Source organism: Comamonas faecalis (assembly GCF_039538025.1).
Classification (GTDB): Bacteria; Pseudomonadota; Gammaproteobacteria; order Burkholderiales; family Burkholderiaceae_C; genus Comamonas_C; species Comamonas_C faecalis.
On the sequence record NZ_BAABBP010000005.1, the window covers coordinates 107,622 to 129,989 of the forward strand.

20 protein-coding genes are annotated in these 22,368 nt (G+C 70.2%); 7 read left to right on the forward strand and 13 right to left on the reverse strand.

Annotated features, from left to right (window positions below; translation table 11 throughout):
• Positions 1-501 carry a hypothetical protein gene (locus tag ABD767_RS04485; RefSeq protein WP_103044188.1) on the forward strand — a complete coding sequence of 167 codons (501 nt, stop codon included), beginning with the start codon at positions 1-3 and terminating at the stop codon, positions 499-501.
• A 179-nt stretch (positions 502-680) separates the two neighbouring features.
• On the opposite strand, the gene ABD767_RS04490 is transcribed toward ABD767_RS04485, so the two are convergent.
• From ABD767_RS04490 to tsaB, 3 genes are read right to left on the reverse strand one after another with little or no spacing between them, the layout of a single operon-like run.
• Positions 681-1,430, reverse strand: a complete 750-nt coding sequence (locus ABD767_RS04490; protein ID WP_103044386.1) for a uracil-DNA glycosylase family protein — start codon at positions 1,428-1,430, stop codon at positions 681-683.
• On the reverse strand, positions 1,427-1,897 hold the full coding sequence (gene rimI / locus ABD767_RS04495; protein WP_344868441.1) for a ribosomal protein S18-alanine N-acetyltransferase: 471 nt from the start codon (positions 1,895-1,897) through the stop codon (positions 1,427-1,429). Before rimI ends, ABD767_RS04490 begins: the two co-directional genes overlap by 4 nt.
• The gene (gene tsaB, locus ABD767_RS04500) at positions 1,894-2,604 is read right to left on the reverse strand and encodes a tRNA (adenosine(37)-N6)-threonylcarbamoyltransferase complex dimerization subunit type 1 TsaB (RefSeq protein ID WP_103044387.1); all 711 of its coding nucleotides are present in this window, start codon (positions 2,602-2,604) and stop codon (positions 1,894-1,896) included. The genes rimI and tsaB overlap by 4 nt, the downstream gene beginning before the upstream one ends.
• 72 nt (positions 2,605-2,676) lie before the next feature.
• On the opposite strand from tsaB, the gene dacB reads away from it, so the two are divergent.
• The 3 genes from dacB (at position 2,677) to ssb (ending at position 6,296) form a co-directional block, all read left to right on the forward strand.
• Positions 2,677-4,137, forward strand: a complete 1,461-nt coding sequence (dacB, locus tag ABD767_RS04505; protein WP_103044388.1) for a D-alanyl-D-alanine carboxypeptidase/D-alanyl-D-alanine endopeptidase — start codon at positions 2,677-2,679, stop codon at positions 4,135-4,137.
• Positions 4,138-4,403: 266 nt separating this feature from the next.
• A complete protein-coding gene (locus tag ABD767_RS04510; protein ID WP_103044389.1) occupies positions 4,404-5,591 on the forward strand; it encodes an MFS transporter in 1,188 nt (395 codons plus the stop codon).
• 150 nt (positions 5,592-5,741) lie between these two features.
• Positions 5,742-6,296, forward strand: a complete 555-nt coding sequence (gene ssb / locus ABD767_RS04515) for a single-stranded DNA-binding protein (RefSeq protein ID WP_103044390.1) — start codon at positions 5,742-5,744, stop codon at positions 6,294-6,296.
• A gap of 109 nt (positions 6,297-6,405) precedes the next feature.
• Here the strand turns inward: ssb and ABD767_RS04520 are convergent, their stop codons facing one another.
• Both ABD767_RS04520 and alr read right to left on the reverse strand, forming a co-directional pair.
• On the reverse strand, positions 6,406-7,440 hold the full coding sequence (locus ABD767_RS04520) for a cytochrome-c peroxidase (RefSeq protein ID WP_103044398.1): 1,035 nt from the start codon (positions 7,438-7,440) through the stop codon (positions 6,406-6,408).
• Positions 7,441-7,602: 162 nt separating this feature from the next.
• Positions 7,603-8,703: an alanine racemase gene (alr, locus tag ABD767_RS04525; protein WP_103044415.1), complete on the reverse strand. Its 1,101-nt coding sequence runs from the start codon at positions 8,701-8,703 to the stop codon at positions 7,603-7,605.
• Between the two features lie 197 nt (positions 8,704-8,900).
• Here alr and lplT point away from each other — a divergent pair, with 197 nt between their 5' ends.
• Positions 8,901-10,175, forward strand: coding sequence for a lysophospholipid transporter LplT (gene lplT, locus ABD767_RS04530; protein ID WP_103044399.1), 1,275 nt, complete (start codon positions 8,901-8,903; stop codon positions 10,173-10,175).
• A 5-nt stretch (positions 10,176-10,180) separates the two neighbouring features.
• Positions 10,181-11,056, forward strand: coding sequence for an EamA family transporter (locus ABD767_RS04535; protein WP_103044400.1), 876 nt, complete (start codon positions 10,181-10,183; stop codon positions 11,054-11,056).
• Between the two features lie 67 nt (positions 11,057-11,123).
• On the opposite strand, the gene ABD767_RS04540 is transcribed toward ABD767_RS04535, so the two are convergent.
• The 4 genes from ABD767_RS04540 to glcE form a co-directional block, all read right to left on the reverse strand.
• Positions 11,124-11,381, reverse strand: a complete 258-nt coding sequence (locus ABD767_RS04540) for an AmiS/UreI family transporter (protein ID WP_103044401.1) — start codon at positions 11,379-11,381, stop codon at positions 11,124-11,126.
• Between the two features lie 33 nt (positions 11,382-11,414).
• The gene (locus tag ABD767_RS04545) at positions 11,415-12,278 is read right to left on the reverse strand and encodes a ProQ/FinO family protein (RefSeq protein WP_425549894.1); all 864 of its coding nucleotides are present in this window, start codon (positions 12,276-12,278) and stop codon (positions 11,415-11,417) included.
• A gap of 79 nt (positions 12,279-12,357) precedes the next feature.
• Positions 12,358-13,593, reverse strand: a complete 1,236-nt coding sequence (gene glcF / locus ABD767_RS04550) for a glycolate oxidase subunit GlcF (protein WP_344868449.1) — start codon at positions 13,591-13,593, stop codon at positions 12,358-12,360.
• 3 nt (positions 13,594-13,596) lie between these two features.
• Positions 13,597-14,718: a glycolate oxidase subunit GlcE gene (glcE, locus tag ABD767_RS04555; protein ID WP_344868451.1), complete on the reverse strand. Its 1,122-nt coding sequence runs from the start codon at positions 14,716-14,718 to the stop codon at positions 13,597-13,599.
• 127 nt (positions 14,719-14,845) lie between these two features.
• On the opposite strand from glcE, the gene ABD767_RS04560 reads away from it, so the two are divergent.
• Positions 14,846-16,393, forward strand: a complete 1,548-nt coding sequence (locus ABD767_RS04560) for a YifB family Mg chelatase-like AAA ATPase (protein WP_103044404.1) — start codon at positions 14,846-14,848, stop codon at positions 16,391-16,393.
• A gap of 70 nt (positions 16,394-16,463) precedes the next feature.
• Here ABD767_RS04560 and ABD767_RS04565 read toward each other — a convergent pair whose 3' ends face one another.
• The 4 genes from ABD767_RS04565 to yajC form a co-directional block, all read right to left on the reverse strand.
• The gene (locus tag ABD767_RS04565; protein ID WP_344868454.1) at positions 16,464-18,812 is read right to left on the reverse strand and encodes a DUF1631 family protein; all 2,349 of its coding nucleotides are present in this window, start codon (positions 18,810-18,812) and stop codon (positions 16,464-16,466) included.
• A 127-nt stretch (positions 18,813-18,939) separates the two neighbouring features.
• Positions 18,940-19,890, reverse strand: a complete 951-nt coding sequence (gene secF / locus ABD767_RS04570) for a protein translocase subunit SecF (protein ID WP_103044406.1) — start codon at positions 19,888-19,890, stop codon at positions 18,940-18,942.
• Between the two features lie 26 nt (positions 19,891-19,916).
• A complete protein-coding gene (gene secD / locus ABD767_RS04575) occupies positions 19,917-21,830 on the reverse strand; it encodes a protein translocase subunit SecD (RefSeq protein ID WP_344868457.1) in 1,914 nt (637 codons plus the stop codon).
• A gap of 70 nt (positions 21,831-21,900) precedes the next feature.
• On the reverse strand, positions 21,901-22,230 hold the full coding sequence (gene yajC, locus ABD767_RS04580) for a preprotein translocase subunit YajC (RefSeq protein WP_103044408.1): 330 nt from the start codon (positions 22,228-22,230) through the stop codon (positions 21,901-21,903).
• Between the last annotated feature and the right edge of the window lie 138 nt (positions 22,231-22,368).

The following is a 22,368-nucleotide window of genomic DNA, read 5'->3' on the forward strand; positions in this document are numbered from 1 at the left end:
ATGGTCATCAAAGCAGTCGCCGGTCAGCGCTTCAGCATGGTGACCTTTGGCCTGGCCCAGGTCGCCATGGACATCGAGCCGCTGATCGCCGCGCTGCGCTGCGCACCGGCGCAGCCGGGCTACACGCACAACTACCCGGTGGCCGTGCTGGTCGCCTTCCTGGTCGCCGCCGTCGCCCCGTGGGTGTGCCGCCTGCTGGCGACACGCTGCAACCGCCAGCTGTGGCGCTGGAACCTGGGCCGGTTTGCCCAGCCCACGCAGCTGGCCACCAAGGTGGCGCTGGGCAGCGCGCTGGCCGGCACGCTGCTGCACGTGGCCATCGACAGCATCATGCAAGCCGACATGACGCCGCTGGTGCCGCTGTATGCGGGCAATCCGCTGCTCCATCTCGTGTCGCCCGACGCGCTGCACCGGGCCTGCATTGCCGCGGGCATCGCCGGTGCCGCCGCGTGGTTTTTGCTGTTGATTGCCAGAAACAGAAAACCCACCCGGCAAAGATGAGGCGGGAAGCCGTGGGCAGTGCCGTGGCACGGCAGGGCGAACCAACGCAGTGATGCGTCTGAAAGCGAAACCGTGTCATTCCATTTTTCAATCAATCGGGTACGCGAAGGCGCAGCGCAGACAGTGCTGCAGCACGGCAAGCGAAGCCGACAAAGTAACCGTTTGATTTAAAAATGGAATCAGGCCTGCGCGCGCACCAGCGCCAGCGCGCGGCACAGGTCGACCCAGGTGGCGGCCTTGGCCTGGGGCGTGCGCAGCAGGTAGCCGGGGTCGTGGCTGACGGCCACGGGCGTGCCATCGGCCAATCGGTGGGGCTGGGCGCGCAGGCGCCCCAGCGGCTCATGGCTGGCCAGCACGTGGCGCGCCGCGCCCAGGCCCAGCGCCAGCACCATGTCCGGGCGCAGGTCGGCCGCAACCTGCTCCAGGGTTGCCTGCGGCGCGGCGCCGTCGCCCTGCGCCGCACGCGTGAGCACGGCCGCGTGGCAGCGCGGGTTCCGGTGCAGGCCGAGCGCGCGCAGCATGTTGTCTAGCAGCCGGCCGGCGTCGCCCGCCAGCGGCTGCGCGGGGTCGCGGCCTTCGACGATGACCAGCCAGCCGCCGCCACTGGACTGCGGCGGCACATCTGCACCCTGCGGGTACAGCAGCACGGGCGCATGCAGCTGCAGCGCCGGCGCCTGGCCCGCACGTGCAGGGGCAGTTGCGGGCGCGGCTGCGGGCCGGGCGGCAGGCGGCGCAGCGGCCGCGGGCGGGCGGGGTGCCACCGGCATGGCGGCGGCCGGTGATCCCTGAGCGGGGGCAGGGGCAGGGGCGGGCACGGCCGCGACCGGAGCAGGCGCCGGGGCCGCCGGCTTCGGCGGCGCCGGCAGCCAGACGGTCACGCCCATCTCCTGCAGCATGGCCCGCTGGCGGGGGTCGAGTTCCAGGCTCATAGCGGCAATTTCATCACGACGGCATCTTCGCGCAGGCCGTCGCCGGCGGGGTAGTAGTTTCTGCGCAGGCCCACGCGCCGGTAGCCGTGCGCCTCGTAGATCTGCTGCGCGCGCTGGTTGCTCACGCGCACCTCCAGCCACAGCGCCTGGGCGTTGCGCGCGCGCGCCCACAGCGCCAGCGCGTCGAGCATGACCCAGGCCCAGCCCTGGCGCTGGTAGGCAGGCGCGACGGTGATGTTGAGCAAATGGCCCTCATCCACGCCCTGCATCACGACGAAGTAGCCCAGCAGCGTCTCGCCGGCCAGCAGCAGCTCGATGGTGTAGCCGGCGGCCATCGCGTCGATGAAATTGCCGCGCGACCAGGGGTGGGCGTAGGCGCTGTCCTCGACGGCCATCAACGCGTCCAGGCGCGCCAGCGACAGCGGCTCGAAGCGCGCCTCCTGCGGGATGTCCGGCACCGCGCTCACGGCTTGCCGGCCGCGCGCCGGGCCGCCTCCCGCTCTTGCGTGGTCTGCGCCACCTTGTCGCGCACGTACAAAGGCAGCGCCTCGTCGGGCGCCACCGCCGCGCCCGCCTGCAACAGCGCCGGCGCCAGGCTCAGCAGCGCGCGCGCCGTGGGCAGCGCGGTGGCGATGCACTCCGCCGGCGCCTGTGGCGCCAGCCGCTCGCCGTAGGCTGCGCGGGCGTTGCCCGCCAGCGCCCAGCCCGCGGGCAGCTGCACCGTCTCGGGCGCGCCCAGGGCAAAGTCGCCCTGCTGCTGCCAGCGCCCGTCCTGCCACTGCAAGGCCGCGCTGTAGACCTCGCCCATGCGCGCGTCCAGCGTGGCAACAACCTGGGTGCAGCCATGATCCAGCCGCGCCTGCTCGGCCACCGCCTGCAGCGTGTCGACGGGCAGCACCGGCAGGCCGGCGCCGCCGCGCGCGCCAAACGCCAGCCCTTGCGCAACCGAGCAGGCGGTGCGCAGCCCGGTAAACGAGCCGGGACCGCGGCCAAAGACCAGCGCGTCAAGCGCATCCAGCGCCAGGCCGGCCTGGGCAAGCAAGTCCAGCACGGTGGCAATCAAATGGGCCGACGCCTGCGCGCCGCCCGGCCCCTGGTGCGCCAGCACGCGGTCGCCGTGCTGCACGGCCACGTGCATGGTATCGGTGCTGGTATCGAAGGCAAGCAGTTTCATTGCGCCGGATTATCCTGAAATACGCCCGCCCCACCGGCCATCGGCGCGCCCGCGCGGGCATAGACTTGCGCAATGCGCCCGCTCTCCCTCCTCTCCGTCCTGGCCGCCGCCCTGTGCCTGGCGCTGGCCGCACCGGTGCCCGCAGCTGCGGGCACCGCCGCCACGCTGCCCGCGCCGGTGCTGGCCGCGCTGCAGCGCGCCAAGCTGCCGGCCCAGGCGCTGTCCGTCGTCGTCGCCCCGGCCTCACCCGGCGCGCAGCCGCTGCTGGCCTGGCGCGCGGACACGCAGTCCAACCCGGCGTCGGTGATGAAGCTGGTGACCACTTACGCCGCGCTTGAGCTGTTGGGCCCGGCCTATACCTGGCCGACGACGGTCTACCTGGACGCCCAGCCGGTCGACGGGCGGCTTCAGGGCAATGTCTACATCCGCGGCCAGGGCGACCCGCAGCTGGTCGTTGAGCGCCTGTGGCTGCTGATGCAGCGCCTGCGCGCGCAGGGCGTGACCGTCGTGATGGGCGACATCGTGCTCGACCGCAGCGCGTTTGTGCTGCCCACACACGACGCGGCCGCGTTCGACGACGAACCCTGGCGCCCCTACAACGCGGCGCCCGACGCGCTGCTGATCAACTTCAAGTCGCTCACGCTCAGCTTCACGCCCGACACTGCGGCCGGCGTGGCACGCATTGCCTACGAGCCGCCGCTGGCCGGCGTGCAGCTGCCCGTCAGCGTGGCGCTGGCGCCAGCCGGCCAGGCCTGCGGCGACTGGCGCGCCCAGCTGCAACCCCAGCTGGGCGACGCGCGGCAGGTGGCCTTTGCCGGCAGCTACCCGGCCAGTTGCGGTGCGCAGCAGTGGCATGTGGCGCCGGCCGACCCGGGCGGCTACGGCGCCCGCGCCATCGAGGCGATGTGGCGCGAGGTGGGCGGCGCGCTGACCGGCCAGGTGCGCGAGGGCAGCGTGCCGCCCAACCTGGCCCCGGCGCTCACGCTGCAGTCGCCGCCGCTGGCCGAGGTGATTCGCTCCATCAACAAATACAGCAACAACGTGATGACCCAGCAACTCTTTTTGACGATGGGTCTGCAGGACAGTGGCGTGGGCAGCTTCGACGGCGCGCGTGCGGCGCTGGCGCGCTGGTGGAGCACGCGCATCGGCGGCGAGCCGCCGCAGGTGGACAACGGCGCCGGCCTGAGCCGCGACGCCCGCATCAGCGCCGATGCGCTGGCGCGCATGCTGCAGCAGGCCTGGGCCTCGCCCGTCATGCCCGAGCTGGTGGCGTCGCTGCCGATTGCCGGCGTCGACGGCACGCTGCGCCGGCGCAAGGGGCTGGCCGTCGGCCGCGCCCACCTGAAGACCGGCAGCCTGCGCGACGTGGCCTCGCTGGCGGGCTTTGTCGACGGCGCCGACGGCCAGCGCTATGTGCTGGTGGCGCTGGTCAACCACGAGGGCGCGGCCGGCGCGCGGGCGGCGCTGGACGCGCTGATCGACTGGACTGCAACGCAGGGGCAGCCGAATACCGCCGTTCAGGCGCGGCGCTGACGCAGCGCCCCTTCGGGGACATCCGGGCAAACCAGGGCAAACCCGGACAAAAAAGCCGACATGCAGTTCTGAGCGAAAATCCCCCCCTCTTTCACCGGGCCTTTGGGCCGGCCGCGCCCACTTCGGGGCGGCCGTTGCAGGTGCAGTGCGCACCGCACCCCAAGCCGCCGAACGCACCGCCTGCCACCCCGCAGGCCTTTTTCGGGCCGCCATCCATGGATACCGCTTTCAATCCATCGCCTCCCGCCGCTGCCACGTCGTCACGCATGAGCGCGCTGGAGCGACGCTCCAGCATCAGCCTGGCGCTGATTTTTGCGCTGCGCATGCTGGGCCTGTTCCTGGTGCTGCCCGTCTTCATGCTGGAGGCCAGCAAATACCCGGGCGGCGACGACCCGGCGCTGGTCGGCCTGGCCATGGGCATGTATGGGTTGACGCAGGCCTTCCTGCAGCTGCCGCTGGGCATGGCGTCCGACCGCTTCGGGCGCAAGCGCGTCATCGTCGCCGGCCTGCTGGTGTTTGCCGCCGGCAGCCTGATCGCGGCGCTGGCCACCGACATCACCGGCCTGCTGGTGGGCCGCGGCCTGCAGGGTGCGGGCGCGGTCTCGGCCGCGGTCACCGCGCTGCTGGCCGACCAGACGCGCGACGTGGTGCGCACCAAGGCCATGGCGCTGGTGGGCATCAGCATCGGGCTGATGTTTGCCATTGCCCTGGTGGCCGGCCCGCTGCTGGCCGGCGCCATCGGGCTGGACGGCCTGTTCGCATTCACTTTTGCGCTGACGCTGGCGGGCATTGCCGTCGTGCTGTGGGTAGTGCCACCCGAGCCGCGTCGCCACGCCGATGCACCCACCGGGCGCCTGGTCGACGTGCTGCGCCACGCCGACCTGATGCGCGTGAACCTGGGCGTGTTCGCGCTGCACACCATCCAGATGTCGATGTGGGTGGCCGTGCCGGCCATGCTGGTGCAGGCGGGCCTGGCCAAGCAGGCGCACTGGCAGGTCTATCTGCCGGCGGTCGTGCTGTCCATCGTCGCCATGGGCGGGCTGTTCTCGATGGAGCGCCGCGGCAAGCTGCGCGCTGCCATGCTGCTGGCCATCGGCATGATCGCCGTCGTGCAGCTGGCGCTGGCGCTGCTGGCGCGCAGCGGCGCCGCGCCCACGCTGCTGGCCATGGGCGCGCTGCTGTTCGTGTTCTTCTGCGGCTTCAACATGATGGAGGCCACGCAGCCCAGCCTGGTCTCGCGCATGGCGCCGGCCAGCCTGCGCGGCGCGGCGCTGGGCACCTACAACACGCTGCAGTCCATCGGCTTGTTTGCCGGCGGCGCACTGGGCGGCGCGCTGGCCAAGTGGTACGGCGCCAGCGGCCTGTTCGTGGCGACCGCCGTCATCGGCCTGCTGTGGCTGGTGCTGACCTGGCCGCTCAAGCCCGTCGGGCGCGACAGCGCGCACGCGCACTGAAAAATCCCGGGGTTTTCGTCAAAAAAATTTCCCACGGCCGGCCGAGCGGCTATCCTGCGCACCTGCCCGCCGCGCAGGGGTGGCGTGGCATTGCATCTGGCCCGGAAATTTCCCCCCTGCTGTCCGGGCCACCATTCAAGGAATACATCCATGGCCTCCGTCAACAAAGTCATCCTCGTCGGCAACCTGGGGCGCGACCCCGAAATGCGCACCTTCCCCAGCGGCGACCAGGTCGCCAACGTTCGCATTGCCACCACCGACCGCTGGCGCGACAAAAATACCGGCGAAATGCGCGACGCGACCGAGTGGCACAGCGTGGTCTTCAACGGCCGCCTGGCCGAGATCGTCGGCCAGTACCTGCGCAAGGGCTCGCAGGTCTACGTCGAAGGCGCGCTGCGCACCCGCAAATGGACCGACCAGAGCGGCCAGGACCGCTACACCACGGAAATCCGCGCCGACACCATGCAGATGCTGGGCGGACGCCAGGGCCAGGGTCAGGGCGGTGGCGGCCAGGGCGGCGGCTATGACGACGGCGGCTATGGCGACGGCGGCGGCTACGAAGCCCAGCAGCCGCGCCGCGCGGCCCCCGCGCCGCGCCCTGCACCCGCGCCACGCGCACCAGCACCGATGCAACCGCCAGCACAAGCCCCGGCCCAGCCTATGGGCTCGGGCTTTGACGAGATGGACGACGACATTCCGTTCTGACACCGGCGGCGCGACGCAGCGCATGGCGGCTGCGGACGTCCAACGGAAAAAGGCCAGCGCCGGGCGCTGGCCTTTTTGCTTTCCGCGTGCCGACGAACCGGCGCGTCGCTCAGTCGAACGGCTGCGGGCGCACGGTCTTGTCGCTGGACGGCGGCAGGATGGGCAGCGCCATTTGCGGCTGGTCGCCGGTCAGCGTCTTCAGGAAGGCGACGACGTCGGCGTTTTCCTGCGCGCTGAACTCGCGGCCCAGCTGGATGCGGCCCATGGTGTCCACCGCCTGCGCCAGCGTGTCGGCGGCGCCGTCGTGGAAGTAGGGGTAGGTCAGCTCGACGTTGCGCAGCGTGGGAACCTTGAAGTTGAAGCGCTCGGCGTCGTTGCCGGTCACGGCGGAGCGCCCCTCGGCGGGGTTGTCGGTCTTGTAGGGCTCGACCAGGCCCATTTTCTGGAACGAGGTGCCACCCAGGTTGGGGCCGTTGTGGCAGGCGACGCAACCCGAGCCCTTGAACAGCTCGTAGCCGCGCAGCTCTTGCGCGTTGATGGCGGTCTTGTCGCCCTTGAGCCACTGGTCGAACGGCGCGTTGGGCGTGACCAGCGTTTCCTCGAACGCGGCGATCGCGGCGGTCACCTCCTCGATGCTGAGCCTGTCATGGCCGAAGACCTGCTTGAACTCGGTCACGTACTGCGGGATGGAGCGCAGCATGTCCACGGCCAGGTCGTGCGAGAACGCCATCTCGCCGGGGTTGGCGATCGGGCCGCCGGCCTGCTCCTGCAAGTCCTTGGCGCGGCCGTCCCAGAACTGGGCGACGTTCAGGCTGGAGTTGAGCACCGTGGGCGAGTTGATCGGGCCTTTCTGCCACTTGTCGCCAATCGAGGTCTTGAGGTTGTCCGAGCCCCCCATGCTCAGGTTGTGGCACGAGTTGCACGAGATGAAGCCCGAGCGCGACAGGCGCGGGTCGAACCACAGCTTCTTGCCCAGTTCCACCTTGGCCGGCTCGGTCACCACCGCGGCCTCGATGGGTTGCACCGGCTCTTGCGTCTGGGACTGCACCGGCGCCATGGCCAGCAGCGTTGCAGCAGCAGCCGCTGCGGCCAACGTCAGGCGCAGGGCGTTGCGGCGGAGGGGGCGTGCGGGGTCGTGGGTCATGGTGCGCTCCTTATCGTGGGTAAAACCGGATTTGTCATAGGGACATTGTTCGGGTAAACCCCTGATTTCGATTTGATCTAGCGCAAACACGACCCTATTCATCAAATGGATATGAGCGAAGCCATTTCGGCGCTTCCAACCGAGGGCGCAGGGAGCGGGAGCTCACTGTCCGTCCACGACCACCGGCACGCGCTGCGCCAGCGCGCACATCAGCTCGTAGCCGATGGTGCCTCCAGCCTGGGCCACCTCGTCGATGGACAGCCACTGGCCGTTGGCGGCCCGGCCCCACAGCGTCACCGCGCTGCCGATGCCGGCCTGTGGCACGGGTGTGAGATCGACGCACAGCATGTCCATCGACACGCGCCCGAGGGTGCGCGTGCGCACGCCGTCGACCAGCACCGGCGTGCCGGTGCCGCAGTGGCGCGGGTAGCCGTCGGCGTAGCCGCAGGCGACGATGCCGATGCGCATGGCCGCGTCGGCCGTGAAGCGCGAGCCATAGCCGACGGTGTCGCCCGCGCGCAGCTGCTGCACGCCCAGGATGCGCGAGGACAGCGTCATTGCCGGCTGCAGCCGCCAGTCGGAGGCGCTGTGCCCGGGGTGGTCGGGCGATGCGCCGTAGAGCATGACGCCGGCGCGCACCCAGTCCAGGCGCGCGCCGTCCTCGTGCCCGTGGCGCAGGATGGCGGCGCTGTTGCATACGCTGCGCTCGCCGGGCAGGTCGCGTGTGGCTTCAGTGAACACAGCAAGCTGGTGCGCGATGCCGCGCGCCGTGTCGGCGTCGGAGAAATGCGTCATCAGCGAGATCTCGTCGACCTGGGGCAACGCATCCAGCCGCGCCCAGGCGGCGCGGTAGCGCTCGGGCGGAAAGCCCAGGCGGTTCATTCCCGAGTTCATCTTCAGGAACACGCGGTGCGGCGCATGGGTCTTGTGCTGGCCGAGCCAGTCGATCTGCGCGTCGCAATGCACCGCGTGCCAGATATTGAGGCGCGAGCACAGCTCCAGGTCGCGCGGCTCGAACACGCCTTCGAGCAGCAGCAGCGGCCCGCGCCAGCCCAGCGCGCGCAGGCGCTGGCCTTCGGCCAGGTCGATGAAGGCAAAGCCGTCGGCGCCGCGCAGCGCGTCGAACACGCGCTCGATGCCATGGCCGTAGGCGTTGGCCTTGACGACGGCCCAGACGCGGGCGTCGGGCGCGCTCTCGCGCACGCGCTCCAGGTTGTGTTGCAGGGCGCGGGCGTGGATGGTGGCTTGGATGGGGCGGGGCATGGCAGGGTGCGCGGCAAGGCGCGCAAAGGCGGCGCGGCGCGGGCGCACCGGTGGATCGAAACCAGGGGCATTCTGGCACCGCCGCCGCGGGGCTGCGTGATATAACCGCCCGTCGCGAGCAAAGTGTTTCAAGTTCTCTCGGAACGTGTTTGCGTTCCCAATGCATCAGCCTGGCTGATGAGTTCACCAGCCATTCGATGAAGCGCGGTTTCAGTACCATCATGTCGGCGCAGTTCTTCAGCTCGCTGGCCGACAATGCCTTGTTCGTCGTCGCCGTCGAGTTGCTGACGAACAACGGCGCCTCCGAATGGCAGCGCGCGGCCCTGGTGCCGATGTTCGCGCTGTTCTACGTCGTGCTCGCGCCTTTCGTCGGCGCCTTTGCCGACTCGCTGCCCAAGGGGCGGGTCATGTTCATCAGCAATGCCATCAAGGTACTGGGCTGCCTGCTGATGCTGTGGGGATCGCACCCGCTGCTGGCCTACGGCGTCGTCGGCCTGGGCGCAGCGGCGTATTCGCCGGCCAAGTACGGCATCCTCACCGAGCTGCTGCCCACCTCGCAGCTGGTCAAGGCCAACGGCTGGATCGAGGGGCTGACCATCACCTCCATCATCCTGGGCGTGCTGCTGGGCGGGCAGTTGGTGGCGCCGCACATCGCAGACGTGCTGCTGGCCATCGACATGCCGGGCATGGACTTCGGCATCCACCAGCCGGCGCAGGCGGCCATTGCCGCGCTGGTGCCGGTCTATCTGCTGGCGGCCTGGTTCAACCTGCGCATTCCGCTGACGCACGCGCCGCTGCACGCCATGCCGCCCAACCCGCTGGCGCTGCTGCCCGACTTCTGGGCCTGCAACCAGCGCCTGTGGTGCGACAAGCTGGGCCAGATCTCGCTGTCGACGACGACGCTGTTCTGGGGCGTCTCGGGCAACCTGCGCTACATCGTGCTGGCCTGGGGCGCGGTGGCGCTGGGCTACAGCATCACGCAGGCCTCGGCGCTGGTGGGCGTGGTGGCCATTGGCACCGCGGCTGGCGCGGTACTGGCGTCGATGCGCGTGCGCCTGGACCGCGCCACGCGCGTGATCCCGCTGGGCATTGCAATGGGGCTGCTGGTCGTGGCGATGAACCTGATCCACTCCATCTGGCTGGCCGTGCCGTTTCTGATCGTGCTCGGAGGCCTGGGCGGTTTTCTGGTCGTGCCGATGAACGCGCTGCTGCAGCACCGCGGCCACTGCCTGATGGGCTCGGGGCGTTCGATCGCGGTGCAGAACTTCAATGAGCAGGCGGCCATTCTGGCCATGGGCGCCTGCTACAGCCTGTTCACCAGCCTGGGGATGACCGCCTTTGGGGCGATCACCGCCTTCGGGTTGACGGTGGCCGGCATCATGTGGCTGATTTTGCTGTGGCACGTCCACAACGTGCGCCACTACCGCAAGGAAATGGCGCACCTGCGCGCCCAGGCCCGGCGCGACCATTGAACCCCATGAAGTCTCCGCTGCCGGCCCTGGCGCTGCTGTGCAATGCCGCCATCTGGGGCATGGCCTGGTGGCCGTTTCGCCAGATGCAGCAGGCCGGCCTGCACCCGCTGTGGGCCACGGCGCTGATGTACGGCGCGATCTTCTGGGCGCTGCTGGCGCTGCGCCCGGGCATTGCCAGCCAGTGGCGCGCCTACCCGGTGCTGGGGCTGCTGGCGCTGTGCTCGGGCCTGAACAACGTGGCGTTCAACTGGGCGATCACCATTGGCGACGTGGTGCGTGTGGTGCTGCTGTTCTACCTGATGCCCGCCTGGGCCGTGCTGCTGGCCTGGCGGCTGCTGGGCGAGCGCCCCACGCCGGCTGCTCTTGCGCGCCTGTTGCTGGCCGCCTGCGGCGTGCTGCTGGTGCTGTGGCCGGCCGAGGGCGGCCTGCAGCACCTGAGCGCGGCCATGGGCCTGGCCGACTGGCTGGCGCTGCTGGGCGGATTTCTGTTCGCGCTGGTCAACGTGATGCTGCGGCGCATGCACGCGGTGCCCGAGCAGGCGCGCATGGCGGCGATGTTCGGCGGCTGCATGGTGATGGCGCCGCTGGTGGCGCTGGCCGGCCAGTCGGCGGGCCTGGTGCCGGGCCTGCCGGCGTTTGACGCACGCTGGGCCCTGGTCGCCGCGGTGCTGGCGCTGCTGCTGGCGCTGGGCAACTGGGCGCTGCAGTACGGCGCGGCGCGCCTCAAAGCCGGCACGACCGCGCTGGTGCTGCTGTCGGAGGTGGTGTTTGCCAGCGCCTCGTCGATCGCGCTGGGCGCGGCCCAGCCACGCGCGGCCACGCTGGCCGGCGGCGCGCTCATCATTGGCGCCGCACTGCTGGCAACACTGGGCAGGCGGTGAGGCCATTCGCTGCTGCCTTTGCATGCCCTGTCTGCTGTGGGAGCGGCGCCCCCGCCGCGATGGCCTTCTACAGCCGCCCGCTGAGCATCAGGTAGCCGGGCAACCAGCCGGTGAGCACGCCCTGCGCCAGGCACAGCCAGGCGGTGGCGCGCTCGATGGCGCGGCCAAGCGCCAGCAGCACGAAGAAGGCGCCCCACAGCAACGCCCACGCGGCCCAGTTGGCCACCATCCACCAGTCGCGCGCGAGCTGCGTGGCCTGGGCGCTGTCGGCCGCAACGGCCACCGCCGTGACCGCGACGAACAGGCTGAACCAGCCCAGCCACATGACCGCTGCTTTCGCTGATTGGAGCGACGCCGCTCAGGCGCCGCGGCGCTGGCGCGCGCGGGCGAGCTGGCGGGCCACCTGGCGCGCGTCCATGCCGTACATGTCGGCAAAGCCGGCTTCGTCCTGGCCGCTGGCCTCGAAGGCGTGCAAGAGCGCCTCGGCGCGCGCGTCGTCTGCGGCGGCCTCGGCCAGGGCCTCGTCCAGCAGCGCGTTGGCGCGTTCGTCGCGCCCGCGCACCAGCGCGTCGTAGTCCTGGCGGGCCAGGCCGCTGGCCTCGTACGCCAGGCGGATGCGCCGGCGCAGCTTGGGCGCCAGGTCTTCGTTGCTGCGCAGCTGGCGACGGCGAAACACCTCCAGCAACGCGTGATGCACATGCTCGGGCGCCATGGCCTCGGTCACCTGGCCCTGCAGGTCGTGGCGCGCCATGCCTTGGGCGACCACGCTCAGGTAGCGCGTCGAGCGCGTGTGCAGCGCCAGCGCCAGCTTGAGCGCGTCCTTGTCGATCGCGTCCGGATGCGCGTCCAGCAGATCCTGGAAGATGCCGCGCTTGAGCGGCAGCAGCGCCGCGCCGAACAGCTGCGGGTGCCACTGCGCCAGCTGGTCGAGCAGCGGGTGGTGGCGCGCCGGCCTGCGCTCTGGCGCTGCGCCATCGCCGCCCGCGGAGGCGGAAGCGGCGGGCGCCGCATCCTTGCGACCCTGGCGGTTCTGGCCGCCGCGGCGGCGCGGGCGCTTGCGCGCTGCGGGCGCGTTCGGGTCGGCAGCGGGCGCGGAAGGCGCGGGCGCGGAAGGCGCGGGCGCGGCAGTCGTAGCGGACGGAGCGGGCTGCACCGGTGCGGCGGGCGCGGTGTCGGCGGTGGTGGCAACGGAGGAGGCGGGCAGGTTCTCGCTGGCTTGCATGGTCATCCCTGGCGGGCGCGGAATCGGTCAAAACCCGCAATCATCCCAGAATTGCGCGGCGCACCGGCGTCCGCGGGGTTCAGGCCAGCGCTTCGTCAAGCGCCTCGTCCAGCAATTCAACCCAGTGGCGCACCGGCGTGTCGGTGCCTGCCTGCAGGTGGGTGATGCAGCCGACATTGGCGCTGGCGATTACCACGGGCGCGAGCGCCCCGAGGTGGCCGAGCTTGCGCGCGCGCAGCTGCTGCGACAGCGCCGCCTGCAGCACCGAGTAGGTGCCGGCCGAGCCGCAGCACAGGTGCGACTCGGCCGGCAACTGCACGTCGAAGCCCAGCGCGCGCAGCTGCGGCTCGACCACGCCGCGCAACTGCTGGCCGTGCTGCAGCGTGCATGGCGGGTGCCAGGCGACGACGCCGGGCAGCTGGCGGCGCAGCTGATTCTTCAGGCGCGGCGCGATGTCGGCCAGCAGTTCGGACAGATCGCGCGTGGCGGCGCTCACGCGCGCGGCCTTCTCGCTGTATTTGGCGTCATTGCGCAGCAAATGGCCGTATTCCTTGACCGTCACGCCGCAGCCCGAGGCATTCATCACGATGGCTTCGACCTCGCCGCGCTCCAGATAGGGCCACCAGGCGTCGATGTTGGCGCGCATTTGATCCTTGCCGCCGTCCTGGTCGTTCATGTGGAACTTGACCGCGCCGCAGCAGCCGGCCTCCGCGGCGACCACCACCTGGATGCCGGCGGCGTCAAGCACGCGGGCGGTTGCATGGTTGATGTTGGGGCTCATCGCCGGTTGCACGCAGCCGGCCAGCAGCAGCACCTTGCGCGCATGGGTGCGCGTGGGCCAATGGCCCGCACTCTGGCGCGGCGGCACCTTCTCGCGCAGCCGTGCGGGCAGGGCGCCGCGCACCGCCTGGCCCAGTTTCATTGCCGGCGCGAACAACGGCGAGGGCACGCCCTCCTTGAGCGCCCAGCGCAGTGCGCCCTCGCCCTTGGGGCGGTCGACTTTTTCCTCGACGATGCGCCGGCCGATGTCCAGCAGGTGGCCGTACTCGACGCCGCTGGGGCAGGTGGTCTCGCAGTTGCGGCAGGTCAGACAGCGATCCAGGTGCAGCTGCGTCTTGCGGGTGGGCTGCTGGCCTTCAAGCACCTGCTTCATCAGGTAGATGCGCCCACGCGGGCTGTCGAGTTCGTCGCCCAGCAACTGGTAGGTGGGGCAGGTGGCCAGGCAAAAGCCGCAGTGCACGCATTTGCGCAAAATGGCCTCGGCCTCCTGGCCTTCGAGCGTGCCGGCGAATTCGTGGGCGAGATGGGTTTGCATGGCTCAATCCTGGACGTGCGACGCGCTGCGGGGGCTGCTGAAAATACCGTCCGGGTCGAACGCCTGGCTCAGCCGCCGGTGGATGGCCGCCAGCGCAGGCTGCTGCAGGTCGAAGAGGTCATCGGCCCGTGCCTGGCCGGCCTCGTCGGCGGCAAACAGGCTGGCGCTGCCGCCGGTCTGCGCAGCGGCGGCGCGCAGCGCATCGCCGGCCTCGGGCGGCGCCTGCACCCAGCGCAGGCCGCCATGCCATTCGACCAGCGCAGCCGCCACGCCCGCGGGCAGCTGCAGCACCGGCGCGGTCTGCGGCACCGACAACCGCCACAGCGCATCACCCGGCGCGCGCGCAGTGAACCAGGGCAGGCTCTGGTCACGGCAGGCCTGCCAGTCGCCGGGCACGTTGGGTGCGTCCTGCAGCGTGCCGCCCATGGCGCGGCAGGCCGATTCGACCGCCGCACGCGCGCCGCGCAGGCGCACGAAAAGCATGCCCTGGCCGCCGTCCTCGACCCAGCAGCTGGCGTTGAGCGGCAACGGCTGGCCGCCCCAGGTGTTGAGCAACTGCAGGGCCTCGGCTTGGTCGCAGTCAAAGCGCAGCGTGGCCTCGGCCGGCGCCACGGGCAGCACCTTGAGGCTGACTTCGGTGATCACACCCAGCCGCCCCCAGCTGCCGGCCATCAGGCGCGAGACGTCGTAGCCGGCGACGTTCTTCATCACCTGGCCGCCAAAGCGCAGCAGCTGGCCGCGGCCATTGACGATCTCGATGCCCAGCACGAAGTCGCGCAGCGCGCCCACGTTTGCACGTGCCGGCCCCGACAGGCCGGCCGCGACCATGCCGCCCACCGTGCCGCCGGCGCCAAAGCGCGGTGGCTCGAACGCCAGGCACTGGCCGTGCTCGGCCAGCAGCGCCTCCAGCTCGGCCAGCGGCGTGCCGGCCAGCGCGGTGACGACCAGCTCGCTGGGCTCGTAGGCCAGCACGCCCGACAGCGCGCGCAGATCCAGCGCGTCGCCCGCGGGCGACGCGCCCCAGGGGTGGAACGACTTGGTGGCGCCGCCGCGCAGGGCCAGGCGCTGGCGCCGGCCGGCGTGCTCGCGCACACGGTCGACGATCTGGGTGAGGGCTGCTTGCATGAAGACGATGGTACTGCCGCACCCCCGCGTGGCCGCCTCCTGTGGGTTTGATTTTTTTGAACGCGCGGCGTGAATCCACGCCTGCCCTGCACAATGCACCCAGTCGAACGCAACGGGAGGAGAACCCATGGGCCTAGCCTCGGTACAAAGCCGCGCCCTGCTCGGCCTGCAGGCGCCCACGGTGACGGTGGAGGTGCACCTGGCAAACGGCCTGCCCAGCTTCACGCTGGTGGGACTGGCCGACGTGGAGGTCAAGGAGGCGCGCGAGCGCGTGCGCTCGGCGCTGCAGAACGCGGGGCTGGAATTCCCCGCCAACAAGAAAATCACCGTCAACCTGGCGCCGGCCGACCTGCCCAAGGACTCGGGGCGCTTCGACCTGCCGATCGCGCTGGGCATTCTGGCGGCCAGCGGCCAGATCGACGCGCGGCGGCTGGCCGGCTGGGAGTTCGCCGGCGAGCTGTCGCTGTCGGGCGCGCTGCGGGCGGTGCGCGGCGCGCTGGCCACGGCGCTGGCGCTGCGCAGCCAGGGCGAGGGGCTGCGCGTGGTGTTGCCGCCGGGCAGCGCCGAGGAGGCGGCACTGGTGCCGGACACGCAGATTTACCGCGCCCGCCACCTGCTGGACGTGGTACGCCAGTTTTTGCCACAGGCGCCGGACGGCGAGGCGCCCGGCAACGCGGGCGACGGCGACGGCTGGCAGCGGCTGCAACCAGCCACGCCCGCGCCGCACGTGGGCGGCCCGGATCTGGCCGACGTCAAGGGCCAGGCCGGTGCGCGTCGGGCACTGGAGATTGCCGCCGCCGGCGGCCACGGCCTGCTGCTGGTGGGGCCGCCGGGTTCGGGCAAGTCGATGCTGGCGCAGCGCTTTGCCGGCATCCTGCCGCCGATGAGCGTGGCCCAGGCGCTGGAGAGCGCGGCCGTTGCCAGCCTGGTCGGACGCTTCACGCCGGCGCAGTGGATGCAGCGCCCCACGGCCAGCCCGCACCACAGCTGCAGCGCGGTGGCGCTGGTGGGCGGCAGCTCGCCGCCGCGGCCCGGCGAGATCTCGCTGGCGCACGAGGGCGTGCTGTTTCTCGACGAATTCCCCGAATTCGCCCGCAGCGCGCTGGAGGCGCTGCGCGAGCCGCTGGAGAGCGGCCACATCACGATTGCCCGGGCGGCGCAGCGCGCGCAGTTTCCGGCGCGCTTTCAGCTGGTCGCAGCGATGAACCCCTGCCCTTGCGGCTTTCACGGCTCGCGCCAGCGCGCCTGCCGCTGCACGCCCGACCAGGTCGCGCGCTACCAGGGCAAGCTGTCAGGGCCGCTGCTCGATCGCATCGACCTGCATGTCGAAGTGCCGGCGCTGGCCGCGGACGAGCTGCTGGACGCGCCGCCCGGCGAGGCCAGCGCCCGCGTGCGCGAGCGCGTTGCCGGCGCGCACCAGCGCGCGCTGGCGCGCCAGGGCAAAGCCAACCAGGCGCTGCAGGGCCAGGAGCTGCAGGACATGGTGCGGCTGGACGCGGCCGCCCACGGCTTCTTGCAGACTGCTGCCGCGCGGCTGGGCTGGTCGGCCCGCGCCACGCACCGGGCGCTGCGCGTGGCGCGCACCGTGGCCGACCTGGCGGGCAGCGACCAGGTCACCGTCGCCCACGTGGGCGAGGCGGTGCAGTACCGCCGCGTGCTGCGCGCGGTGCAGTAAACCTGGATTTTTGTCGTGTGCGGGACGGACTTGATGGGGAGCCCGTCACCTTCAGAGCGTGTTTACGATCTCAGGCCAGCAGGCGCTCGGGGTTGGCATCCAGCTTGGTCAGCGCCTCGCGCGTGGCGCGCAGCGTCAGTGTTTCCTGCTCCTGCGGCGCCAGCAGGCCGGATTGCAGGTAGGCGGCCATGCGCGCCAGCTGCATCAGGTAGGTGTTGCCGCTTCCGGCGGCAAACAGGTGCAGCTGCTTGCGGTCGCTGTGCCAGATGTACTGGACGCGCGCCTGCACGCCGTTGTGCTCCAGCGTGAACCACGAGCCGGGCTGCAGGTTGCGCGCCCACTGCAGCATGTCGTCCAGTGGCGGCGGGCTGCCCTGCACGTCGGCAATGACCTGGATGGACGAGGCATCTATGCCCAGCAGCATCTCGATGTTGTCGGCGTTCAGGGGCATGTCACCCAGCGCGTCGTCGTCGATGTAGTCCTCAAGTTCGGCCAGGCGCTCGGCCATCGCCTCGATCTGCTCCTGTGCAATGCCGTCGGTGCGCGCGACGAAGGCCTCGGACATGATGTCGGTCAGCTGCTTGATCTGCGTCTGCTGCGCCTGTGCCTGCATGCCCAGCAGCGCCAGGCCGGCGGACAGGCATTCAAGCAGGCCCGGCAGGCGCTCGACGACGCGGGCGCGGTCGCTGCGGTGCGGCTTGGCGCTGCAGGCCCAGACCAGGTCGGCGGCCAGGCGCTTGAAGGCCAGCGTCTGCGCGTTCTGCGGGCCGTAGCGCACGGCCGACATGGCCAGCACCTCGGCCCAGGTCTTGAACAGGAATTCGCGGATCTCCTCGCGCACCGGCATGCTTTGCAGCATGGTGCGCAGCTCGATCGTGTACTGGATGGCCAGCGTCTCCTTGTGCTCGACCTGCTGGGCCAGGCCGACCAGGCGCGACTTGGTCTGATCCTCGGTCAGGTAGCGCGCCAGGAATTTCTCGAACTCGTCGTAGACCAGCTGGAACACGCGTTTGCCGGTCTCGGGGTATTGCTCGATGACCTGCACGATGCGGCGGATCTCCACCTCCAGCGCGCCCACGCTCACGCCGGCGTCAAAGCCCAGCACGCAGGCGCCCATGCGGTCGATCAGCTTGCGCGCGGGGTGCGCCAGGTCGCGGAAAAAGCTCGGGTCCGCCAGCGCCACGCGCAGCACCGGCACCTGCAGGCGGGCAAACCACACGCGCACCGCCGCCGGAATGCGCTCCTCGCTCAGAATGCTCTGGAACATCAGCGCGACCACCTCGATGATCGCCTTCTCGCTGGCCGAGCCAGCCTTTTTCTTCAGCGCCTGCGCCTCACTGGCTACCTGCGCAACCATCTGCACCACGGCCTGCTGCGGGGGAGCGGCAAGTATTTGCGTGGCCAGCATGTCGTAGTGCGACGGCGCCACCGCCTGGTAGGCGGTCAACGCCTCGGTCAGCGCGGCCGACGCGGGCGGCGCGTGTTCCATGTCGAAGCCGGTGGCCGGCTGCGCCAGCAGGCGGCGCAATTGCATCATCACGCCCTGGGCGCGCTGGCGCGCACGCACGAAGGGGTTGATGTAGGCGGGCTGGCCGCTGCTGCCTGGCACCACCGGCATGCCGGGCATGGTGTGGTGCATGCCCTGCGCACCCGCCATGGCCTGGCCGGCCAGGCGTGCGCGCAGCGAGCTGTGCATGTCGATACCCGAACCTGGCCCGGTCATCGACCCCGTCCCGGTGGTGGGCGGCACGCCAAAGTCGCTGTGGCGCACGCGCGCCATGGACTGCAGCTGCTCGGGCGACGCCACGCCTTGCTCGTCGTACAGCGCGGCCACGTCGCGGTACAGCGGCAGCAGCAGCGTGGCCAGCGTGCGCTGCAGCGGGTCGACGGCCAGTTGCAAGTCCTCGCGCTCCAGGCCCGCGTCCAGCCACTGCTCGACGAGCTTGAGGCACAGAGTCTCGGGGCGCAGCACGTCGGCGCTGTCGAGCTCCGCGTCTTCCAGGTACTGGGTACGCCGGCGCACCAGGTCGTAGATGCTGGCGACCTGCTCGGTGACGATCAGCGCCATGCGCGAGGCGGCCAGCTTGTTCTCGACCGCGTCGTCGCCCAGCAGCTCCAGCGCCGCAGGGTCGGTGTTGCTGGGCAGGTCGACCGCGGCGCTGCTGGCCGGCGCGTCCAGCGCTTCGCGCCAGGCGCCGGCGGTCTGCGTCAACCAGCTGCGCGCCACCTTCTGGTAGCGCAGCCAGGTGTCGTGGCGCTGCTGCATCTCGCGCTGCGTCGCGGTCTGGCCGACCAGTTCGGACAGGAATGTGAGCAGCGCCTTGTCCAGCTGCCCCAGGTCGTTGCACAGCGCATCCACGAAGCGCATGCGCGCCTGTCGCGTCAGTCGGCGGTGGAGGGCGGCCTGTCGTGCATCCATAGGCTGGTCATCTTACTGGCTGTCCCTGCGGGCGGGTCAGCCTGATGCGCCGGGGCGACAGGCGGTCAAGGCAACAAAATGTATGCAGGGCGCACCGGGCGCCCTGCAAGACGGCCAGTGGATGGCCTCAGACGACCGCGCCGGCGTTGGGGTCGTTGGGATCGTCTTCCTTGCGCTGGTGCCTGACCAGGTCCTCGCGCTTGACGCCCAGCCACATGGCGATCGCCGCGGCGACGAACACCGACGAGTAGATGCCGAACAGGATGCCGATGGTCAGCGCCAGCGCGAAGTAGTGCAGGCTGGGGCCGCCGAAGAAGAACATCGACAGCACCATGGCCTCGGTCGAGGCGTGGGTGATGACGGTGCGGCTGATCGTCGAGGTGATGCCGTGGTCGATGACCTCGTGCGTGGTGAGCTTGCGGAATTTGCGGAAGGTCTCGCGGATCCGGTCGAAGATCACCACCGACTCGTTGACCGAGTAGCCCAGCACCGCCAGCACGCCGGCGAGCACCGACAGCGAGAACTCCCACTGGAAGAAGGCGAAGAAGCCCAGGATGATCACGACGTCGTGCAGGTTGGCGATGACGCCGGCGACGCCGAACTTCCACTCGAAGCGAAACGCCAGGTAGATGACGATGCCCAGCACCACCATGCCCAGCGCCATCAGGCCGCCCTTGACCAGCTCCTCGCCCACCTGCGGACCGACGAACTCGGTACGCCGCAGCTGCACGCCCTCGCTCTGCGTCTTGAGCGCGGCCAGCACCTGCTCGCTTTGCTGCGCCGAGGTCACGCCCTTTTGCACCGGCAGGCGGATCATCACGTCGCGCGAGGTGCCGAAGTTCTGCACCACCACGTCCTTGTATCCCAGGCTGGCCACCGTATCGCGCACCTTGCCGATGTCGGCTGTCTGCGTGTAGGCCACCTCCATGACGGTGCCGCCGGTGAACTCCACCGACAGGTGCAGGCCGCGCGTGACCAGGAAGAACACCGCCAGCGCGAAGGTGATGAAGGAGACCGCGTTGAGCACCAACGCGTACTTCATGAACGGGATGTCTTTTTTGATCCGGAAAAATTCCATGATGCGTGTCCTTTTTTCCGGGGTTCTCAGTTACCGCCAGTGCCGGTACCGCGGCCGGCAACCGAGCGCAGCTGCGAGGCGTCCTCGGGCTTCCAGACCTGGCCGATGGCGATGCTCTTGAGCTTCTTCTTGCGGCCATACCAGAGGTTGACCAGGCCGCGCGAGAAGAACACGGCCGAGAACATGCTGGTCAGGATGCCGATGCAGTGCACCACGGCAAAGCCGCGCACCGGGCCGGAGCCAAAGGCCAGCAGCGCCAGGCCCGCGATCAGCGTGGTGACGTTGGAGTCCAGAATCGTCGCCCAGGCGTGCTCGTAGCCGGCCGAGATCGCCGTCTGCGGCGCAGCGCCGGCGCGCAGCTCCTCGCGGATGCGCTCGTTGATCAGCACGTTGGAGTCGATCGCCACGCCCAGCGCCAGCGCCATGGCGGCAATGCCGGGCAGCGTCAGCGTGGCCTGCAGCATCGACAGGATGGCGATCAGCATCAGCACGTTCACGGACAGCGCGATGGTGGAGAACACGCCGAACAGCATGTAGTACACGCACATGAACAGCGCGATGACGACCATGCCCCAGACGACCGAGTGCACGCCGCGGGTGATGTTGTCGGCGCCCAGGCTGGGGCCGATGGTGTATTCCTCGATGATCTCCATCGGCGCGGCCAGGGAGCCGGCGCGCAGCAGCAGCGCCGTGTCGTTGGCCTCCATCGTCGTCATGCGGCCCGAGATCTGCACGCGCCCGCCGCCGATCTCGCTCCTGATCACCGGCGCGGTGACGACCTCGCCCTTGCCCTTCTCGAACAGCACGATGGCCATGCGCTTGCCGATGTTCTCGCGCGTCACGTCCTTGAAGATGCGCGAGCCCTTGGCGTCCAGCGTCAGGTTCACGGTCGGCTCCTGCGTCTGGCCGTCAAAGCCGGGCTGAGCGTCGGTCAGGTTCTCGCCCGTGAGGATGACCTGTTTCTGCACGATGACCGCCTGGCCATTCCTGTCCAGGTATTTCTCGTCGCCGAACGGCACCGGGCCGGTGCCCATCTCGGCCGCGCGCCCTTCCGTGCTCTCGTCGACCATGCGCACCTCAAGCGTCGCGGTGCGCCCCAGGATGTCCTTGGCCTTGGCCGTGTCCTGCACGCCGGGCAGCTGCACGACGATGCGGTCCAGCCCCTGCTGCTGGATCACCGGCTCGGCCACGCCCAGCTCGTTGATGCGGTTGCCCAGCGTGACGATGTTCTGCTTGAGCGCCTGCTCCTGCACGCGGCGCAGCGCCTCTGGCTTGATTGACGCGGTCAGCGTCAATGCGCCGCCGTCGGCGGCGGCGCTCGTCGCCTGCAGGTCGGGGAACTGGTCGGCAATCAGGTTGCGCACGGCCGTCGCCATGGCATCGTCGCGCACGCGCACCTGGATCTGCTGGGCGTCGCGCGAGACGCCGCCGTGGCGGATGCCCTTCTCGCGCAGCGCGGTGCGCAGGTCGCCGGCGTAAGACTCCGTCTTCTTGGTCAGCGCCGCCTGCATGTCCACCTGCAGCATGAAGTGCACGCCACCGCGCAGGTCCAGCCCCAGGTACATCGGGCGCGCGTTGATCGCGGTGAGCCAGTCGGGCGAGCGCGACACCAGGTTGAGCGCGACGATGTACATCGGGTCGCTCGGGTCGCTGATCAGCGCGTGCTCGATCGCGTCCTTGGCCTTGAGCTGGTTGTCGGGCGTGTCAAAGCGCGCGCGCACCGAGTTGCCGTCAAAGCTGACCGAGTCGGCCTGCACGCCGGCGGCCTTGAGCGCCTGCTCGACGCGCTCCTGCACCGCCGCGTCGACCTTGACCGTTGCCTTGGCCGAGGACACCTGCACCGCTGGCGCCTCGCCGAAAAAATTGGGCAGGGTGTAGATGACCCCCACCAGCAGCGCGATCCCCAGGATCACGTACTTCCAGACCGGGTAACGGTTCATGATTGCGCTTCGGGTATGGCGTGGCCGGGCGCGCCGGCCCACCGCAGTTGGCCCCGGGGCGGGGCGAAAATTACTTGACGGTGCCCTTGGGCAGCACCTGGGTGACGGCGCTGCGCTGGATCTGCAGCTCGATGCCGCTGGCCACTTCGATGTGCAGCGTGCCCTCGCCCAGGCGCGTGACCTTGCCCAGGATGCCGCCGGCGGTGGCCACCTCGTCGCCCTTGGCGATCGCCTCGATCATGGCCTTGTGCTCTTTCTGGCGCTTCATCTGCGGGCGGATCATGATGAAGTACAGAACGACGAACATCAGCACCAGCGGCAGCATGCCGGTCAGCGACGATGCGAAACCGCCGTCGGCGGCTGCGGGAGCGGTCTGGGCAAAGGCAGAGGAAATAAACACGAAAAACTCCGATGGCTACGGGGCGGGGTGGATGGATGGAGGCGCCCCGCCGCAGCAGGCCGCCCGGGCTGCGCGTGTCGCAGCCAGCCGAACATTGTAAGCGTCGCTCTACGGACGCCCGCGCCGAAGCCCCTGGAG

Bases quoted from the DNA above. Each gene is read 5' to 3' on its own strand.
- ABD767_RS04485 (WP_103044188.1), top strand. From the start codon at position 1: ATGGTCATCAAAGCAGTCGCCGGTCAGCGCTTCAGCATGGTGACCTTT.
- ABD767_RS04490 (WP_103044386.1), bottom strand. From the start codon at position 1,430: ATGAGCCTGGAACTCGACCCCCGCCAGCGGGCCATGCTGCAGGAGATG.
- tsaB (WP_103044387.1), bottom strand. From the start codon at position 2,604: ATGAAACTGCTTGCCTTCGATACCAGCACCGATACCATGCACGTGGCC.
- dacB (WP_103044388.1), top strand. From the start codon at position 2,677: ATGCGCCCGCTCTCCCTCCTCTCCGTCCTGGCCGCCGCCCTGTGCCTG.
- ABD767_RS04510 (WP_103044389.1), top strand. From the start codon at position 4,404: ATGAGCGCGCTGGAGCGACGCTCCAGCATCAGCCTGGCGCTGATTTTT.
- ssb (WP_103044390.1), top strand. From the start codon at position 5,742: ATGGCCTCCGTCAACAAAGTCATCCTCGTCGGCAACCTGGGGCGCGAC.
- ABD767_RS04520 (WP_103044398.1), bottom strand. From the start codon at position 7,440: ATGACCCACGACCCCGCACGCCCCCTCCGCCGCAACGCCCTGCGCCTG.
- alr (WP_103044415.1), bottom strand. From the start codon at position 8,703: ATGCCCCGCCCCATCCAAGCCACCATCCACGCCCGCGCCCTGCAACAC.
- lplT (WP_103044399.1), top strand. From the start codon at position 8,901: ATGAAGCGCGGTTTCAGTACCATCATGTCGGCGCAGTTCTTCAGCTCG.
- ABD767_RS04535 (WP_103044400.1), top strand. From the start codon at position 10,181: ATGAAGTCTCCGCTGCCGGCCCTGGCGCTGCTGTGCAATGCCGCCATC.
- ABD767_RS04540 (WP_103044401.1), bottom strand. From the start codon at position 11,381: ATGTGGCTGGGCTGGTTCAGCCTGTTCGTCGCGGTCACGGCGGTGGCC.
- ABD767_RS04545 (WP_425549894.1), bottom strand. From the start codon at position 12,278: ATGCAAGCCAGCGAGAACCTGCCCGCCTCCTCCGTTGCCACCACCGCC.
- glcF (WP_344868449.1), bottom strand. From the start codon at position 13,593: ATGCAAACCCATCTCGCCCACGAATTCGCCGGCACGCTCGAAGGCCAG.
- glcE (WP_344868451.1), bottom strand. From the start codon at position 14,718: ATGCAAGCAGCCCTCACCCAGATCGTCGACCGTGTGCGCGAGCACGCC.
- ABD767_RS04560 (WP_103044404.1), top strand. From the start codon at position 14,846: ATGGGCCTAGCCTCGGTACAAAGCCGCGCCCTGCTCGGCCTGCAGGCG.
- ABD767_RS04565 (WP_344868454.1), bottom strand. From the start codon at position 18,812: ATGGATGCACGACAGGCCGCCCTCCACCGCCGACTGACGCGACAGGCG.
- secF (WP_103044406.1), bottom strand. From the start codon at position 19,890: ATGGAATTTTTCCGGATCAAAAAAGACATCCCGTTCATGAAGTACGCG.
- secD (WP_344868457.1), bottom strand. From the start codon at position 21,830: ATGAACCGTTACCCGGTCTGGAAGTACGTGATCCTGGGGATCGCGCTG.